Annotated in this window: 16 protein-coding genes; 6 read left to right on the top strand and 10 right to left on the bottom strand. The window is 66.3% G+C overall.

Translation table 11 applies throughout. The features are described from left to right. Positions 1–24: 24 nt before the first annotated feature. From ALIDE2_RS14805 to hemH, 3 genes are all read left to right on the top strand, one after another. On the top strand, positions 25–2,583 hold the full coding sequence (locus ALIDE2_RS14805) for a YbcC family protein (protein ID WP_013722453.1): 2,559 nt from the start codon (positions 25–27) through the stop codon (positions 2,581–2,583). 58 nt (positions 2,584–2,641) lie between these two features. Then, positions 2,642–3,202 carry a dihydrofolate reductase family protein gene (locus tag ALIDE2_RS14800; protein ID WP_013722452.1) on the top strand — a complete coding sequence of 187 codons (561 nt, stop codon included), beginning with the start codon at positions 2,642–2,644 and terminating at the stop codon, positions 3,200–3,202. Between the two features lie 74 nt (positions 3,203–3,276). Then, positions 3,277–4,290 carry a ferrochelatase gene (gene hemH, locus ALIDE2_RS14795; RefSeq protein ID WP_013722451.1) on the top strand — a complete coding sequence of 338 codons (1,014 nt, stop codon included), beginning with the start codon at positions 3,277–3,279 and terminating at the stop codon, positions 4,288–4,290. Positions 4,291–4,295: 5 nt separating this feature from the next. Here the strand turns inward: hemH and ALIDE2_RS14790 are convergent, their stop codons facing one another. From ALIDE2_RS14790 to ALIDE2_RS14750, 9 genes are all read right to left on the bottom strand, one after another. Beyond that, entirely contained in the window at positions 4,296–6,278 is a 1,983-nt protein-coding gene (locus tag ALIDE2_RS14790; RefSeq protein ID WP_013722450.1) for a relaxase/mobilization nuclease domain-containing protein, read from the bottom strand. A gap of 460 nt (positions 6,279–6,738) precedes the next feature. Further along, entirely contained in the window at positions 6,739–7,338 is a 600-nt protein-coding gene (locus ALIDE2_RS14785) for a S26 family signal peptidase (protein ID WP_013722449.1), read from the bottom strand. Beyond that, on the bottom strand, positions 7,335–7,880 hold the full coding sequence (locus ALIDE2_RS14780; RefSeq protein WP_013722448.1) for a DUF2840 domain-containing protein: 546 nt from the start codon (positions 7,878–7,880) through the stop codon (positions 7,335–7,337). The genes ALIDE2_RS14785 and ALIDE2_RS14780 overlap by 4 nt, the downstream gene beginning before the upstream one ends. Then, positions 7,877–8,161 carry a hypothetical protein gene (locus ALIDE2_RS14775; RefSeq protein WP_013722447.1) on the bottom strand — a complete coding sequence of 95 codons (285 nt, stop codon included), beginning with the start codon at positions 8,159–8,161 and terminating at the stop codon, positions 7,877–7,879. Before ALIDE2_RS14775 ends, ALIDE2_RS14780 begins: the two co-directional genes overlap by 4 nt. Next, positions 8,158–8,796 carry a ParA family partition ATPase gene (gene parA, locus ALIDE2_RS14770; RefSeq protein WP_013722446.1) on the bottom strand — a complete coding sequence of 213 codons (639 nt, stop codon included), beginning with the start codon at positions 8,794–8,796 and terminating at the stop codon, positions 8,158–8,160. The genes ALIDE2_RS14775 and parA overlap by 4 nt, the downstream gene beginning before the upstream one ends. Positions 8,797–9,085: 289 nt before the next feature. Further along, positions 9,086–9,943 (bottom strand): replication initiator protein A, encoded by an 858-nt coding sequence (locus ALIDE2_RS14765; RefSeq protein ID WP_013722445.1) that lies wholly within the window; start codon positions 9,941–9,943, stop codon positions 9,086–9,088. Positions 9,944–9,969: 26 nt separating this feature from the next. After that, positions 9,970–10,251 carry a helix-turn-helix transcriptional regulator gene (locus ALIDE2_RS14760; RefSeq protein ID WP_013722444.1) on the bottom strand — a complete coding sequence of 94 codons (282 nt, stop codon included), beginning with the start codon at positions 10,249–10,251 and terminating at the stop codon, positions 9,970–9,972. Positions 10,252–10,334: 83 nt separating this feature from the next. Next, on the bottom strand, positions 10,335–11,084 hold the full coding sequence (locus ALIDE2_RS14755) for a DUF2285 domain-containing protein (protein ID WP_013722443.1): 750 nt from the start codon (positions 11,082–11,084) through the stop codon (positions 10,335–10,337). 293 nt (positions 11,085–11,377) lie between these two features. Continuing rightward, positions 11,378–11,725 (bottom strand): DUF2958 domain-containing protein, encoded by a 348-nt coding sequence (locus ALIDE2_RS14750; protein ID WP_013722442.1) that lies wholly within the window; start codon positions 11,723–11,725, stop codon positions 11,378–11,380. Between the two features lie 211 nt (positions 11,726–11,936). Between ALIDE2_RS14750 and ALIDE2_RS14745 the strand changes: the two genes are divergently transcribed. Beyond that, a complete protein-coding gene (locus ALIDE2_RS14745; protein WP_013722441.1) occupies positions 11,937–12,227 on the top strand; it encodes a helix-turn-helix domain-containing protein in 291 nt (96 codons plus the stop codon). 354 nt (positions 12,228–12,581) lie between these two features. On the opposite strand, the gene ALIDE2_RS14740 is transcribed toward ALIDE2_RS14745, so the two are convergent. Continuing rightward, positions 12,582–12,896: a DUF736 domain-containing protein gene (locus ALIDE2_RS14740; protein WP_013722440.1), complete on the bottom strand. Its 315-nt coding sequence runs from the start codon at positions 12,894–12,896 to the stop codon at positions 12,582–12,584. Positions 12,897–13,425: 529 nt separating this feature from the next. Between ALIDE2_RS14740 and istA the strand changes: the two genes are divergently transcribed. Together istA and istB are read left to right on the top strand one after the other, a co-directional pair. Next, the gene (istA, locus tag ALIDE2_RS14735) at positions 13,426–14,952 is read left to right on the top strand and encodes an IS21 family transposase (RefSeq protein WP_013721393.1); all 1,527 of its coding nucleotides are present in this window, start codon (positions 13,426–13,428) and stop codon (positions 14,950–14,952) included. Next, positions 14,942–15,745, top strand: a complete 804-nt coding sequence (gene istB / locus ALIDE2_RS14730) for an IS21-like element ISThsp10 family helper ATPase IstB (protein ID WP_005800888.1) — start codon at positions 14,942–14,944, stop codon at positions 15,743–15,745. Before istA ends, istB begins: the two co-directional genes overlap by 11 nt. Positions 15,746–15,818 lie beyond the last annotated feature (73 nt).

Below are 15,818 nucleotides of genomic sequence, written 5' to 3'. Positions count from 1 at the left end.
CCGGATACCTTGGAGAACCACAGCATGAACACCCTGACCATTGACGTCCCGCCCGGCACCTTGCAGGGAGCAGCCGCCGACAGCACCCATTCGCACACTCTGCACGCCGTGCACGAGGCGATCGACCAGGCATGCGCCCAGGCCTGCCGCGCCATTGCCCCCGCATGGCCGCTGGATCGGGCCATCGCCGTCAATCCCCACTGGTCACGCATTGGCATGCCGGTGCGCCAGGTGGCCGCGCGCATGGCAGCGCTGGGCGGCATTCAGGTCTTCCCACCGCGCAGCGAACAGCAGCGCGCCTGGCAGACCGGACGGATCAGCCCCGCCGACCTGGCCCTGGCTCTGCGCCAACTGCCGCAGGCCCAGGCGCAAGGCATCACGCCCCAGCAGTGCGTCGAGGCCTTGGCATCGCCCCAACCCGTGGCGCAATTGCCGCTGCTGATCGATGTGCTGGACAACTACCCCCTGCGCCACCACCGGCTCAGCTGGCGCCAGGCCATCACGCACCAGGTCAGCCAGACCTGTGCCGCCTACTTCGATGCGCACCAGGCCGATTGGCAGCCCCAGCGCGCGCATGGCCTGTACGCGTTTTGGCGCGACACGTTGCAGCATGACCAGAGTATTGGTTTGCTGATGGGGCTGCCCACGCTGGGTGCGGCCGTGGATGCGCTGCCCGCCCGGGCCGAAGACGCCGAACGCTGGGTGCTCCAGCGCCTGGGCCTGCCCGAAGAAGTCTGGGCCGACTACCTGGAGTCGGTGCTGCTCACCGTCAACGGCTGGGCTTCCTGGTGTGCCTACCTGGGCTGGCAGGCGGGGCTGGAGGGCGGCACCGACCTGCACCTGCGCCAACTCCTGGCCATCCGCCTGGCCTGGGGCGTGTTGCTCCTGGAATGCAAAGACGACGCGGCCAGCCGCGACGCGTTCACCGCCTTGCGCCAAGCCTGGAGCATAGCCCCGCAGGTGCTCAGGAACGCGGAACACGCTCTGCGGGTGGATGAAGTCTGGCAACTGGCCCTCGAAGTCGGCTACCAGCGCGAGTTGGCGCAGCGCCTCTGCAGCGTCAGCGGAGCACACGTGCCGCCGCAAGACATCGAAGTCCAGGCCGCCTTCTGCATCGACGTGCGCAGCGAACCCATGCGGCGCGCGCTGGAAGCCGTGTGGCCCGGCATCCAGACACTCGGCTTTGCCGGTTTCTTCGGCCTGCCGGTGGCCTACACGCCCTTGGCTTCGCAAGCGCGGCGCCCGCAGTTGCCCGGGCTGCTCGCGCCCGCTATCGAAGTCACCGACCAGGTGCTGAGCGCCGACCCGGCCGACCGCGCCGCAGACGGTGTGCTGCAGGAGGCCGCGAGCCGCATGCGCCAAAGCCGGTTGGCCCTGGCCGACCGGTGGCAGGCGGCCAGTCGCTGGCCGGGGGCGGCGTTCTCGTATGTCGAGGCCGTGGGCGTGGGCTACCTCGGGAAGCTGGGCGGCTGGTTGCAACCCCGCCTGCAAGAGCGGGCCAGAGACGACCTGCAGGGCCTGCCCGCTCGCTACCGCGCTGTGTGCCGCCCGCAGTTGGCGGGGCTCGATCTGGACGCCAAGGTCGCGCTGGCCGCCCGGGTGCTGCATGCCATGGGCCTGGAGCAGCACCTGGCGCCGCTGGTGCTGTTGGTGGGGCACGGCAGCCAGTCGGCCAACAACGCGCATGCGGCCGCACTCGATTGCGGCGCGTGCTGCGGCCAGACCGGCGAGGTGAATGCCCGCAGCCTGGCGCTGCTGCTCAACGACCCGGCCGTGCGGCAAGGGCTGCGCGGCGCGGGTGTCGCCATCCCCGACAGCACCACCTTCATGGCCTGCCTGCACAACACCACCACGGACGAGATCGAGGGCTTCGACCTGGACCTGCTGCCGACGCCGGCGCGCCGGCGGTGGGAGTGCCTGCAGGACGTGCTGGCCCACGCCGGCGACCAGGTCCGGCGCGAGCGGGCCCCTGCCTTGCAGCTGGATCCGCGCGCGCCGCACGGTGCCTTGCTGCAGCAATTGCGCCGCCGGGCCAACGACGGCGCGCAAACGCGGCCCGAATGGGGGCTGGCCGGCAACGCGTCCTTTGTGATCGCGCCGCGCCACCGCACCCAGGGCGCGGCGCTGGGCGGGCGCAGTTTCTTGCACGACTACGACACCGACTTAGATGGCGATGGCAGTGTGCTGGAACTGCTGATGACCGCGCCGATGCTGGTCACCCACTGGATCAACTGGCAATACCACGCCTCCACCTGTGACCCCAGCCGGCTGGGCAGCGGCAACAAGGTGCTGCACAACGTGGTGGGTGGAACACTGGGCGTCTTCGAGGGCAACGGCGGCGATTTGCGCATCGGCCTGTCCCGCCAGTCGCTGCATGATGACCAGCGCTGGGTACACGAACCCTTGCGGCTCACCGTGATCATCGACGCTCCCCAGGCAGCCATCGACGCAGTGATTGCAAAGCACGCCGTTGTCCGGCAACTGCTGGACAACGGGTGGTTGCACCTGTGGCGCTTCCATAAATCGGGCTTCTTGCGGTATGCACAGGGCGCATGGTCGCCCTTGCTACTGACAAATGCTTGATTTGCGGTATCTTCCTGCAGCTTATTTTTGAGTCAGCCGCTATGAGGAATTCGGAGCTATGGGATTGTTGACCTTCAGCATCAACGTCACCCTCGACGGTTGCGTCGACCACCGGGAGGGGATCGCTGACGCCGAGACACACGCCTTTTTCACCCGCCTCATGGACGAAAGTGGGGCGATGCTTTGGGGCCGCGTTACCTACGAGATGATGGAAAGTTATTGGCCCGCAGTCGCGCGAGGCGACGTGGAGGCACCGCCAGCGCTCCGCGAGTGGGCGGTCAAGTTGGAGACCAAGCCGAAGTACGTGGTCTCTTCGACGCGCGAGGACTTTCCGTGGGCCAATAGCCACCACATCGCGGGCGCCCTAAGAACGGGCGTGCAGAACCTGAAAGACGCGACCCCGGCCGGTGTGCTGCTTGGAAGTGCTTCGCTCGCGACTGAGTTGGATCGGCTGGACCTGATCGACGAATACATGTTCCTCGTCCACCCTAGGATCGTCGGCCACGGCCCAACGCTGTACCAAGGCGGGCTGGCCAGCACACGACGGCTCGACCTTGCCTTTGCTAAGCCGCTCTCCAGCGGTGCAGTCGCTATGCACTACCGGCGTGCGCGCAGCTAACAATTTATTCAAGCCGACGCCGCTTCGCGGTGCGGCTTAATTCAAGCTTTCGGCGCCAGCAGGGCGCTGCATTTATGGCAACAGAAAAACCTATCGGCTTGCTTTTGTGCAATTTGGGCACCCCCGACGCGCCCACGCCGGCGGCCTTGCGTCCCTATCTGGCCCAATTCTTGTCGGATCCCCGGGTGGTGGAGATTCCGCGCCTCTTCTGGCTGCCGCTGCTCCACGGCGTCATCTTGCGTGTTCGGCCACGCCGGTCGGCGGCGAAATATGCATCGGTGTGGAGCGATGCCGGTTCACCTCTGGCGGTGTGGACTCAGCGCCAGGCCGAGTTGCTGGGCCAGCGCTTGCGTGAATCCGGCCTGCCAGCGCCGGTACTGCCCGCCATGCGCTACGGCCAACCGGCCGTTGGCACTCAGTTGCAGGCGCTGCTGGACGCGGGGGTGCAACGGGTGTTGGTGCTGCCGCTGTACCCGCAGTATTCGGCTGCCACCACGGCCAGCCTGTTCGACGGTGTCGCGGACTGGGTACGGCGCTCACGCCGGTACCCGGAGTTGCGCTTTGTCAACGATTACCACGATCACTCCGACTACATCGCGGCCCTGACCGGTAGCGTGCGTGCGCACTGGGAGCGCAAAGGGCAACGCGCACAGCATTTGGTGATGAGTTTCCATGGCATTCCCGAGCGCAACGTGCGGCTGGGCGACCCTTATGCCGACCAGTGTCGCAACACGGCCCGTCTTTTGGCGCAGGCGCTACAACTGCAGCCCGAGCAGTACACGGTGACTTTCCAATCTCGCTTTGGCCCCGCCCAATGGCTGCAACCCTATACCGAGCCGACGCTGCAAGCGCTCGCCAAGGCCGGAACCCGTAGCGTGGAAGTGATGTGCCCGGGTTTTGTCAGCGACTGCCTGGAGACACTTGAAGAAATCAACATAGAAGCGCGGCACACGTTTTTACAAGCTGGAGGGCAGGCGTTTGACTACATCCCTTGTCTAAATGACAGCCCGGCGTGGATCGTGGCATTGGAGCACATCACCGAGCAGCATCGCGCGGGTTGGACGACCGTACCCACCCAAATCACTTGATGCCATTAAATTCCAAGTTGTCGCTCAACCCGCCAAGTAACCCCGCTGCCGCGCACCGTGGCGGCAAGCTGCTGCCCAAGCCGCTGCTCGATCACCGGCTTCCACGGCACCAGGCTGAACCCCATGCCATCGTCAAGCATCGCGTAGCGCCCACTGACGAGCATCACGCTGCGCCGATAGATACCGGCCACACGCTGCCCTTCGGCTACCGGGCGATGCTCCAGGCCGGTTTCAGCAGCAATGTTTTTAGCGGCCTGCGCCAGCTCCCGATTGCGCAGCGTGCCCAGCAGGTTGCGCGCCAGGATCACGCGCTTTCCACGCCGCTCGGCCAGCCCCTGTTCGACCAGAAAGTCGGCACGCTGCTGCAGTGCTTCCTTGGTCTCGCCGCCAAAGCCCAGGTCGCCCAGCCCCTTGCCGCCGCCGATCAACTGCTGGTCGAGCCAGGTGGCCCCAATGACTCGGGCCTGCCGCTCAATGGGCAGGTGCGATTTCAGTTCCATGGCCACCCCGCCCAGGCGCCGCGCGTCGTACTGGCGGCCACGCTCGGGCAGGTCGTTCGGCACCTTCCATAGACCTTCGGCGACACGCTCCACGATACCGGCGCGGCGCAGGGCTTCCAGTCGGCGAACATGGGCCGCCACGACTTCCTGCGGGTCGCGTCCGGCCTTGGCCCGGCCTTGTTCGATGGCCAAGTGATGATCGGTGCGATACAGGCAATCACTCGCCAGCTCGGCGATGTTCTTGTCGGCCGCCCGCACCTCGGCGGAACCGCGCACCTCCACCACCGCACCGGCGGGATAGTTCGCCAGCTCGTCGCGGGCGTTAAGCGCGACGTAATGGGCCTTGCCGTTCACCCCGTCGATGATCAGATAGCCACGGTCGCGCAGCTCGTCGGCCAGCCCCTTCGCAGCCACGCGGCCGATGATGGTGCGGCCACCGTCACTTGGCTCGAACACCGCCAACTCGCGCGGCTCGCCGCGCATGGCCCGCTGCATGGTGCTGATGATGTCGTCGCGCTCGCCCAGGGCGCGCAAGGTCTTCTCCGCGTCGGCATGGACAGCCCAGGTGCCCGGCTGCGTCTCGTCGGCCAGGCCCATGCGCTGCAAGTGTTGCAGGCGGCCGATCAGCAGCAGGCGCTGGCGTTGCAGCTTCGGCTCGTTGAAGCGCTCGATCTGTACCTGGCCTTCGTCGTCCGCTTCGCGCTTGAGTGTGCGATCCAGGCTCGTCCACCGCTCTTGTTCCACCTCCCGCTGCAAGGCTTGCTGGATCTCCAGCTCGGTACGCGGCCCCAGCCATTCGGTCGCCAACTCGGCGGCACGATGGCGGAAGCCATCGGCGATGTAGTCGCCCGCGATGATGAGGTCTTTGCCGGTGTCGTCGCGCCCGCGCACGACGATGTGCGCATGCGGGTTGTCGGTGTTCCAGTGGTTGACGGCCACCCAATCGAGGCCCGTGCCCAGGTCGGCCTCCATGCGGCCCATGAGGTGCCGCGCGTAGGTGCTCAGGTCTTCCAGCTCTGCGCCGTCCTCGGGCGAGAGGATGAAGCGGAAATGGTGCCGGTCGTCGGCGCAGCGTTCCTTGAACGCGTCGAGGTCGGCTTCGTTGGTCTGCGGCCCGTAGGCTTGGCCCGGCTCGCCATCGCGGCCCACGCCATCGCGCTCGATGTAGCGCAGGTGCTTGGCGAGCGATTGCGGACTGGCCCGCTGCTGATTGACCAGCAGCGTCTTGATGGTCACGCGCCGCGACATGGGCGTCAGCTTCGCTCCCGCGAAGCGCGCCGCCGTGTGGCCACGCCCCAGGCGCCAGCCGGGCCGCTGGCCGGTGCCGGCGCCCTTGCCACTGCCGCCAGCGCGACGCATCGAGGACTTGCCGCTGCTGGCTTTGCCGGCCTGCTTGAGCACCTTTGAGACGAAGCCCTGGCCCCGGTTCTTCGGGGCCTTTGGAGGGTTCGGGCGGATGCGGAAATCATCGTCGCGGCGATTGGTCATGGCTTCTCTCCCTGCAAGCTCCAGCGTGTCCGGTCGTGCGAAGCACGCGAACATGCCTGCATTGACGCGGGCCTCGCGCCCCACGCGGCACGGCGGCGAAGCCGCTGCGTGCCGCGCCACCCCCACGTGCAGACGGGCTTTGCGGGCCGACAGGTGCCGTCCCCTTTTGTCTTGCCTTCCGCTTTTGCCCCTCGCTGTCGCTCCGGGCAGCGGCGGCCCGGCGGCGCTGCTGCGTGAGCAGCCAGCGCGCCGGCGAACGCGCAGATGGACGCGCGGAGGGCCGCAGGCCGTGCACGTACGAGGCAAGACGTCTGCACGTTGGACGGCTGCGCCGAAGGCAGCGCGAAGTGCGGTGCGAATGCTCCCGCACTGCACGCGCGACGACACGGTGACGAACAGCAGAACGACACGCCCGATGGCACGATGAGATGCACGGCGACGTGCAGCGAATCGACGGCCTTCATGGGCGGGATTCCAGCCAGACCGGATGCGCGATGCCAATCACGGCGGATGCGCTGACCGGCCCGAAATACCGGCTGTCGAACGACGCCGGGTTGGTCGCACTGAGCAGGAACAGTTCGTCGGGTTCAAGGCGACGGCACTGCTGCCAGGACGGCAGCGGACGGCCCAGCCGATCAGCGGGCATCACAGCGGCCGAAGGCACGCCGTCGATGCGGACGCTGCCGTCTGCGATGCACACCTCCTGCGGTGCCACAGCGCCCACGCGCTTGAGCAGCGGCACGCGCGCTGGCAGATAGCCGCGCTGCGCAGCCAGCGCGGCGGCATCTGGCGGCAGCGTGGTTAGGACGATGCTGCTCACTTCCAGCCGATATGGCAGCGAGCCGGTGCCGTGACCCAGCGGATCGACGCGATACCAGCCGACCGCCACGCTGTCGGACGGGTTGTAGATCAGGCGCGGCAGCGGCTGCACGAAGGACGCCCAGGCCAGCGCAGCGAGGCCGCAGGCGGACAGGCCCGCCAGCACGAGGCGAGCGCGCCACCGTGAATGGGGATGCGAGCGAGGACGCGGTGCGGTGCCGGTCGTGGAAACGGCGGTCATGGCAGTGCCCTCGCAGTCAGCCAGGCGGCGTGCCGCTCGGCGGTGTATTCGGGCAGCGGCAGGCGGGCAGCGAGCCGGTTGGCGAGCGTGCGCCAGTACGCCGGCGAGACGCCGACAGGCGCGATGCCCAGCGCCTCGATGGCGTCGATGCGCTCCAGCACGGCGCGCACCTGGTTCTCGCCCTCGGCGTGGAGCAGCAGGCGTGCGCCGGGTTGCACGCCGGGGATGCGCTGCGCCGCATCGAGTGGCGTGCAAGCCTGCATCACCATGAGCTGCCAGCGAATCGTGCCGTAGTCGTTGGCCTGCCAGCGGACGCGGCAGAACACCGCGCCCGGCAGGAACACCGCGCAGCGCCGCCAACGGTCGAGCTGGTGCGTGCGCGCGGGTTCGCCGAAGCGCAGGTAGAGCTTGAAGCGTGGTTCGATGTAGGCCAGCGCCACGCGCGTCAGTGGCCCGTTGGCCGCCTGGCCGGAAGGTGCTGCGAGCGCAGCCGTAGCCGCGAAGGCAACAGGCGTGGGGGCAGACGAAGCGGATGCAATCATGGGGTGTTCTCCCTGCGGTGTTCTGGAAACTCGCGCTCCAGCAGACCACGCAGCAGGTCAGCCACCGTCACGCCTTGCGTGAAGGCCGACACCTTGATGCGCGCCCGCATGGCGGGCGTGATGTCGAGGGTCAGGCGGGCGGTGTAGAAGTCGCCCTTGCCCAGCGCATCGGCGTCACCCTGCCGAATCCACGCTTCTGCGTGCGGATTCGCAGGCGGACGCGCGCCGATGCCGACGCGCTTTGCTGCGCGTTTGCTGTTCGGTGGCGGCTTTGCTGTCATGTCGGCCACCGCAGCAGTTCATCCACCAGGGCGGTGATTTCGAGCGCGGCGGCGCTGTCAGGCGCCGTCTCGCGTGCAAGCCGGCCAGCGGCCACGCTGTCGGCGAACACGATGCGTTGATGCACTTCCGCGCGCAGCGCGGGAAGCGGCTGGTCGGCGAGCGCGCCGCGTGCCTCGCGTCCGATCACAGTGGTGCTGACGCGCCGGTTGATGACGAAGGCTGCGGCGAGCAGCGGCCGGAACACCTGCGCCTCGCGGATCAGCCCCACCATCTCAGCGCTGGCCCACAGGTCGTAGGGGCTGGGCTGCACGGGGATCAGCACGCGCTCGGCCGCCAGCAGCGCGGAGCGCGCCAAGGCGGCGATCCTGGGCGGGCCGTCGATGACGACGTGATCGGCCCGCCTGGCGAGTTCTGGCGCCTCTTGGTGCAGTGTTTCGCGTGCGAGGCCCACGGCGCTGAACAGCCGTGGCAAGCCTTGCTGGCTTCTGCGCTGTGTCCAGTCCAGCGATGAACCCTGCGGATCGGCATCCAGCAGGATGACCGACTGCCCGCGCATCGCCAGCTCGCCGGCGATGTGGGTCGCGAGCGTGGTCTTGCCCACGCCGCCTTTTTGGTTGAGCAGAGCGACGATCATGGCGTGGCCCTCCATGCTGGAAAGCCTTGCTTCGATTCGCTTGCAAAACCTGTCGGCTGGTGGCTGAGATTGCCTGCCGTTTCTGGCCGCATGGTGGTTGTCCACCGCAGCGGCGTTTCCCTACTAAAAGTCAGAGAAATTAAGTTAGGGAAGTTAGAGGGCGCGCAAACCCAATGCTGGCGCGGGTTTGCGGCCGATCGGCACGCCTGATAGCACGATAGTCCCACGCCCGATAGCACGATACCCCGCACGCCTGATAGCACGACACCATTCACAGGCTCTCCCGGAGTTATCCCCGTGCCGTTTGCGGCACGGGCCGGAAGGTCAGCAATTCCGTTCCGTCGTCCGGCATCCGCTCGATTCCCAACACGTAGCCGGGCAGCGACTGCCGCGCGACCAGCGCGCGCAGGTCGCAGGCGAAGTCGTAAGGCTTCGCGGTGCTGCCCGATTTCTGGTGCAGGTAGCGAAAGTCGAACTGCCAGCCGTGCGCCTGCCTGCCGCCGTGCTTGCGCACCAGGCGATAAAGCCACCGCTCGATGCCACCCGTCAGCCGGAAGTACGCCGGGTCGATGGTCAGCACCAGGGCCGCATCGAACACGCCCGCATAGAACCAGTCCGGCAGGATCAGCTCGATGCCCAGCGGTGTGCCGCTGGCATCGGCCAGTTCCTTCCATTCGTTGATCCACGAGAAGCGGTGCAGGCGCCGCCCGGTCGTCTCGCGGATGGACGTGGCTACCGTGGTCGATTGCAGGCGATCCAGCGCGGCCTTGAGGCGCTGGTAGTCGCGCAGCGACTTGCCGCGCCCGATGAAGCGCAGGATCTCGTAGGGCGTGGCGCGCATCAGCCGCGACGGCCGCAGGCCTGCGTCCTTCGCCTCCACGATCTGCGAGGCCGCCCATATCAGCACATCGGCATCCCAAATCGTGGCGATGCCGTGCTCGGCCGTGCCTTCCACGCAGATCATCACGTTGCCCGCGCAGAAGTCGATGGGCTTGACCCGCTTGGACTTGCCGAGCGAGAAGAACGGATAGGCCATCAAGTCCTGGCTGTCGCGCGGCGCCATGTCGCCGGGCAAAGCGCGGAACAGGTCGAGCTGTTCGCGCTCCTGCAACGGCCGCTGCCGGGACGGCAGCGCGGTGCTGGACATGGCGATGGCCTGCCGCGCGCCGCCGATCAGCGCGCACGGCTGTCGGCCAAGTGCTGCTCGGCGTACTCGGGATCGGACGTGCTCTCGAAGCTGCGTTCTGCGGCCCAGGCATCGAGGTCGGCCACGGCGTACATGACGCGCCGGCCGAACTTGCGAAAGCGCGGGCCGCCGCCGATCACGCGTTGCTTTTCCAGCGTGCGCGGCGACAGGCGCAGGTAGTCGGCGGCTTCGTCGTTGGTGAGATAGCGTTGGGGCTGCGCGGCAGCGGTCGAGACAGCGGCGGCAGGCCGCAAGGGAGCGGGACGCATGGTGTGAACCTCCATCGGTTGAAAACGCCCGGCCACACAGCGCAACCGGATGGAGGCAGTCTCAGAAAACGAGGCCCCTCTGCTCAGGGTCGTTTTGCGTCGCCTTCAAAACGACCCTTCTCAAGCGGGGGCAGTTGTGCTAGGCGGCGATAGCCGCCGCGCATCAGCGCATCGCCGCGCCGCACCAGGCGGCGCACCTTGGAGCGCAGGCCGCCGTCGCTGTACCAATCGGCCACGGCGTCGGCACCGAACAGCCCTTCGCCGACCTCGCGCAAGGATGCGCCCGCCAGGGTGGCGTCGAGTGCATGCAGGGTGTGCAGTTCCAGCAGTACGGCGGGGGGCGGCCTGGGCCGGGCCATTGGCGCGGGCGTGTCGGGCGCATGCGTGACCCCGCGACCGCGATAGGCATAGGCCACGGCCATGCCGTCTTCCAGGCCAGGGGCCAGCACGAAGCGCTGCCAATGGCCGGGGCTTCGCGCAATCAGCGTCAGCCCCCTGCCGTCGTGCAGCAGTTGCTTATGGCCGGGGATGCGCCAAAAGGCGAAAAGCTCTGCATCCACGGGCGGATCGGCATCCGGATAGAGCTGCACCACGGCATCGTGGCCGGGCAGCCAGGCCGGATGCGCGTCGCGCGCGTCCATGGCCGGGTCTTCCAGCAGGCGCAAGCCCCAGCGCTGCCCAGCATCGGGGCGGCGCGCACGACGCCGCCAGTCGAGCCGGTAATCGGGATGCCTGCGCAGGTACTCCCAGGCCAGTGCAAGTGCATCCAGCCAAAGGACATACAAGTACGCAGCGGTCGGATACCAATGCGCGGCGTGGTGAGGATCGACCATGACGCTTCCTCCTGCGAACAGGAATCGCCGCCACGGCAGGACTACGCGCTACATCGCCATCGTCGAAACGTCATGGGTTAAGCAGGTGGATGAGGTTGTCCGATTGGCTCCGATGCGTTGCGGTTGCCGCGGCGGTAGTGTCCCGACCATGGGACGCTGTACAGACCAGCCTGCCGCAGTTCGCGCTGGGCATCATGACTATTTGGATCAGACTGGAGCCGTTACGCCGCAAGAATCCCGATTGAGACCCGCCCGGCATGGCACCAGACTGAAAAAGTCACAGTAAGCCGAATTCAGTCCGGGATGGCTCCATCACGCTCGGCCAGCCGGGTGTATTCCGACAGCGTGCGCGTGGGACGGAAGTAGAGGTCACGCATCACAGGCTGCTGGCGCGGCCCGACAATGCCGGCCAGCTCGGACAGCTTGACGGTGCCTTGCGCCGGCATCCCGATACTCAGGTCGATAAGACCCCAGGCGGTGTCGCCATCAGCGGGATCGAGCGCCGCCAGCAACCAGGTGACGTGCGCGTCCGGCGTGAATAGGCGCACCACAGGCATCGGGTCGATGTTTTTGCCAGCGGCGCGGGCCTTCCCGTGGGCCAGCAACCGCTCACGCTCGTCGTCGGTGGTGAGCCGGTTCACGGTGTTTCCTTCAGGTCGCACGAATCCGCCAAGGCGTGAAGGTGGCAAGCCGCATCAGGGGATTTGTGGAGAAGCACGATTGTGATTCCATGGATCGGCGCTTTCGTCAAGAACTGCAATGTGGATTTCTGTAGAAGCGCAAAGCAGCGAGGCTGCGAATGAGTTAAAGATAACGTGGTTTTAATTGTGCTGCGACTCGACGCTTCTGTCTATGCAGAAGCGATCCGTCCAGCGCGGCCGACCGGCTGGCTCCACCACCCATGACGCCGAGTTGGCTCACGCCTTCGGCGCGGCGGTGCGTGCGCTGCGGATGGAGCGCGGAATTGCGCAAGAATCACTGGCGCACCAGGCCGGGATCGAGCGTTCGCACATGGGCAAGATCGAGCGCGGCGAGCATATGCCTACGCTCGCGATCATCTTCAAGATCGCCGGTGCGCTCGAATGCAGCACAGCAGTGCTGATGAGCCAGACCGAAGGCCAGCTCGCAGGGGATCGCTCGTAGCCGCTGGCTTGGCCGATCCGGCGCAACCCGGTTCGGCGGTATCGAGGGGCGCCAAGCGCCGCGCGGCGGGGATAGCCGCAAGGCTTTCCCCTGGAGGCAAGCAAAGCGCGCAGCGCCGCAGGCGCGAAGGCGTGAGGGATTGAAGCCGAATGGCCGTGACGGCGCAGCCGGCACGGGGCCCAGCCCGAAAGCCCGGCGGTGCAAAGCACCGGCACGCCATGCTGTCCGCGCAACCACAGTCTCAACATTGGAAGCGGACCGACACGAGCCACGCTCCAGTGACGATGTTGCCTTCATGCCGTGCTGCGAAAGCAGCACCGCGCCCCGCCGCTCGGACGGGGCGCTGGGCGGCCGTCAGGCCGCCTGGGGCCTGCTGCGTGACCAGATCAGCGTGTGCGTGCCGTCTTCCTCCTCGATCAGCCGGGCATAGACCGTTGCCGGGAACGAAGGGTCGTCGAGGGTCACGGACACGTAGGGCCGTTCGGCCTTGCTGACCTTTTTCCACGCGGCGCCGATATCGAAGCCTGACGCCTGCACGCGGTAATCCGGGGCGTGCTCGTTGTCCCCCTTGTTGTTGGGAACCAGCTTGGCCTTGATGTTGAGAGTCAGGGTGCGCAGCGTGCCGGTGAAGCCGTCTTTGTCCGCGGTGAAGGTGCCGATGGTTGCCATGATGAATCTCCTTACGGTTGAACAAGGTTCGCGCCCATCGCGTCCTTGTTGTGATCCGACCGGCGGGGGACGGGCGGGCTGCACCGCTTGCGGGCGCAACACAGTGAAGCACCTGCAAGCCCCAATAATTTGTCCCGCGAGGAATGTGCGCAGCACAGGGGAAATTATTTGGGCTGGAAGGTTGCAGACATGAAGCCCGCGCCACCGCCAGGATTCACAACAACACAAGAACGCCATGGGCCGATCCAGCTCCGAAAGGAGGCATGGCCAGCTCGGCATCCCCGCACAACGACTCCAACGGCACGCCCTCTGACTCGGGCAAGGCCAATCCCCAACGACTGGCGGCAACGCACCCTGCACCGTGCGGCGGCCATGCTTGAGGCGTGGTTAGGAACTCCAAAGCAAGGCCGGGTGGCCATATTGTTGATTTCCACGCAGAAGTGACCCACTAACCCCCGGGATTTCCATCCAAACCTGACCCACGTACTAACCCTAACCTGCTGCTTTGCTGAGCAGCAGGAGACCAGGAGTGATAGACGTGGCAACACTGAGTGTCATCAGGCGCTGGGCCCTGCGAGAGCAGCTGTCCATCCGGGAGATAGCCCGCCGCACGGGCCTCTCGCGCAACACCATCCGCAAGTACCTGCGCGTAGGCGAGGCCGAGCCGCACTATGCCAAGCGGGTCAGTCCATCCAAGCTCGATCCCTTCGCCTTGAAGCTCGCTGGCTGGCTCAAGACGGAAGCTGGCCGATCCCGCAAGCAGCGCCGCACCGTCAAGCAGATGTACGTGGATCTGCAGGCGCTCGGTTATGGCGGCTCCTACAACCGCGTAGCGGCCTTTGCCCGCCTCTGGCACGAGCAGCGCCTTGTGGCCCAGCAGACCACTGGCCGCGGCACCTTCGTTCCCCTGGCCTTCGGTCCGGGTGAGGCCTTCCAGTTCGACTGGAGCGAGGACTGGGCTGTTCTCGCCGGCGTGCGCACCAAGCTGCAGGTAGCCCACTTCAAGCTCAGCCACAGCCGAGCGTTCTACCTGCGCGCCTATCCGCTGCAAACGCACGAGATGCTGTTCGATGCCCACAACCATGCATTCGCAGTCCTGGGCGGTGTGCCCCGCCGTGGCATCTACGACAACATGCGCACCGCCGTAGACCGGGTGCGCCGTGGCAAGGAGCGCGACGTCAATGCGCGCTTTGCGGCCATGGTCAGCCACTTCCTGTTCGAGGCCGAGTTCTGCAATCCTGCTTCGGGCTGGGAGAAGGGCCAGGTGGAGAAGAACGTGCGCGATGCCCGCCATCGCCTGTGGCAGGTAGTGCCGCCATTCCCAAGCCTGCCCGATCTCAATGCATGGCTTGAAGAGCGCTGCGTGGCGCTGTGGCACGAGATCGAGCACGGCAAGCTGCCGGGCACCGTCGCGGACATCTGGACCGAGGAGAAGAACGACTTGATGCCAATGCCCCGGCCCTTCGATGGCTTTGTGGAGCACACCAAACGCGTCTCACCCACCTGCCTCGTCCACTTCGAGCGCAACCGCTACAGCGTGCCGGCGCCTTATGCCAATCGGCCGGTGAGCCTGCGGGTCTACGCCGATCGCCTGGTGGTCGCCGCCGAAGGCCAGATCGTGTGCGAGCATCAGCGCCTGATCGAGCGTAACCACCATGGTGCGGGACAGACCGTGTACGACTGGCGCCACTACCTGGCAGTGCTGCAGCGCAAGCCCGGGGCCTTGCGCAATGGTGCTCCATTCCTGGAACTGCCAGCAGCCTTCAAGCGCCTGCAGGCCGCCCTCTTGAAGCAGCCAGGCGGCGACCGAGAGATGGTGGAGGTTCTGGCTCTGGTGCTGCACCACGATGAACAAGCTGTGCTCGCTGCAGTGGAGTTGGCACTGGAGTCAGGGGCTGCCAGCAAGACCCACATCCTGAACGTGCTGCACCGCCTGCTGGACGGTAAGCCCGCCCCAGCACCGGTCACCTCGCCCCAGGCCCTCAAGCTGTCTGTGGAACCCCAGGCCAACGTGCTGCGCTATGACCAATTGAGGGAGGTGCGCTATGCGTCATGACCCTGCCATCGCTTCCATCGTGATCATGCTGCGCGAGCTCAAGATGCACGGCATGGCCCAGGCGGTTGCGGAACTGGCTGAGCAAGGTGCGCCGGCCTTCGACGCAGCGCAGCCCATCCTGTCCCAACTGCTCAAGGCCGAGACCGCCGAGCGGGAGGTGCGCTCTGTGGCCTACCAACTCAAGGTGGCCAGGTTCCCTGCGTACCGGGACCTGGCTGGGTTTGACTTCAGCCACAGCGAGGTGAACGAGGCATTGGTACGCCAGTTGCACCGCTGCGAATTCTTGGAGAACGCCAACAACGTGGTGCTGGTGGGTGGACCGGGTACGGGCAAGACCCACATCGCCACAGCCCTCGGGGTGCAAGCCATTGAGCACCATCACCGCAGGGTGCGGTTCTTCTCCACGGTGGAGCTGGTCAATGCACTGGAAGAGGAGAAGGCCCAGGGCAAGCCGGGGCAGATCGCGCACCGCCTAGCCTATGCCGATCTGGTGATCCTGGATGAACTGGGCTACCTGCCATTCAGCACGTCAGGAGGAGCCTTGCTGTTCCACCTGCTGTCCAAGCTGTACGAGCGCACGAGCGTCGTGATCACCACCAACCTGAGCTTTAGCGAGTGGGCCAATGTGTTCGGAGATGCCAAGATGACCACGGCGCTGCTGGACCGGCTCACGCATCACTGCCATATTCTTGAGACCGGCAATGACAGCTACCGGTTCAAGAATAGCTCCGCACAGCAACCACCACAGACCACCAAGAAGGAGAAGGCGACCAAGAACTTATCCACAACGTGAGCGTGAAGCTCACGAACCAGGGTGGGTCAAGATTCGATGGAAATGGTGGGTCAGCTTTGCGTGGAAATCAACA

It is taken from the genome of Alicycliphilus denitrificans K601 (genome assembly GCF_000204645.1).
In the GTDB taxonomy this organism is placed as follows: Bacteria; Pseudomonadota; Gammaproteobacteria; order Burkholderiales; family Burkholderiaceae_C; genus Alicycliphilus; species Alicycliphilus denitrificans.
The sequence above is the reverse complement of the archived record's forward strand: the minus strand, read 5'-3'. Positions and strand labels throughout refer to the sequence as shown.

Excerpts from the sequence above, each read along its gene's own strand:
- ALIDE2_RS14805 (WP_013722453.1), top strand. The coding sequence starts at position 25 with ATGAACACCCTGACCATTGACGTCCCGCCCGGCACCTTGCAGGGAGCA.
- ALIDE2_RS14800 (WP_013722452.1), top strand. The coding sequence starts at position 2,642 with ATGGGATTGTTGACCTTCAGCATCAACGTCACCCTCGACGGTTGCGTC.
- hemH (WP_013722451.1), top strand. The coding sequence starts at position 3,277 with ATGGCAACAGAAAAACCTATCGGCTTGCTTTTGTGCAATTTGGGCACC.
- ALIDE2_RS14790 (WP_013722450.1), bottom strand. The coding sequence starts at position 6,278 with ATGACCAATCGCCGCGACGATGATTTCCGCATCCGCCCGAACCCTCCA.
- ALIDE2_RS14785 (WP_013722449.1), bottom strand. The coding sequence starts at position 7,338 with ATGACCGCCGTTTCCACGACCGGCACCGCACCGCGTCCTCGCTCGCAT.
- ALIDE2_RS14780 (WP_013722448.1), bottom strand. The coding sequence starts at position 7,880 with ATGATTGCATCCGCTTCGTCTGCCCCCACGCCTGTTGCCTTCGCGGCT.
- ALIDE2_RS14775 (WP_013722447.1), bottom strand. The coding sequence starts at position 8,161 with ATGACAGCAAAGCCGCCACCGAACAGCAAACGCGCAGCAAAGCGCGTC.
- parA (WP_013722446.1), bottom strand. The coding sequence starts at position 8,796 with ATGATCGTCGCTCTGCTCAACCAAAAAGGCGGCGTGGGCAAGACCACG.
- ALIDE2_RS14765 (WP_013722445.1), bottom strand. The coding sequence starts at position 9,943 with ATGTCCAGCACCGCGCTGCCGTCCCGGCAGCGGCCGTTGCAGGAGCGC.
- ALIDE2_RS14760 (WP_013722444.1), bottom strand. The coding sequence starts at position 10,251 with ATGCGTCCCGCTCCCTTGCGGCCTGCCGCCGCTGTCTCGACCGCTGCC.
- ALIDE2_RS14755 (WP_013722443.1), bottom strand. The coding sequence starts at position 11,084 with ATGGTCGATCCTCACCACGCCGCGCATTGGTATCCGACCGCTGCGTAC.
- ALIDE2_RS14745 (WP_013722441.1), top strand. The coding sequence starts at position 11,937 with ATGCAGAAGCGATCCGTCCAGCGCGGCCGACCGGCTGGCTCCACCACC.
- ALIDE2_RS14740 (WP_013722440.1), bottom strand. The coding sequence starts at position 12,896 with ATGGCAACCATCGGCACCTTCACCGCGGACAAAGACGGCTTCACCGGC.
- istB (WP_005800888.1), top strand. The coding sequence starts at position 14,942 with ATGCGTCATGACCCTGCCATCGCTTCCATCGTGATCATGCTGCGCGAG.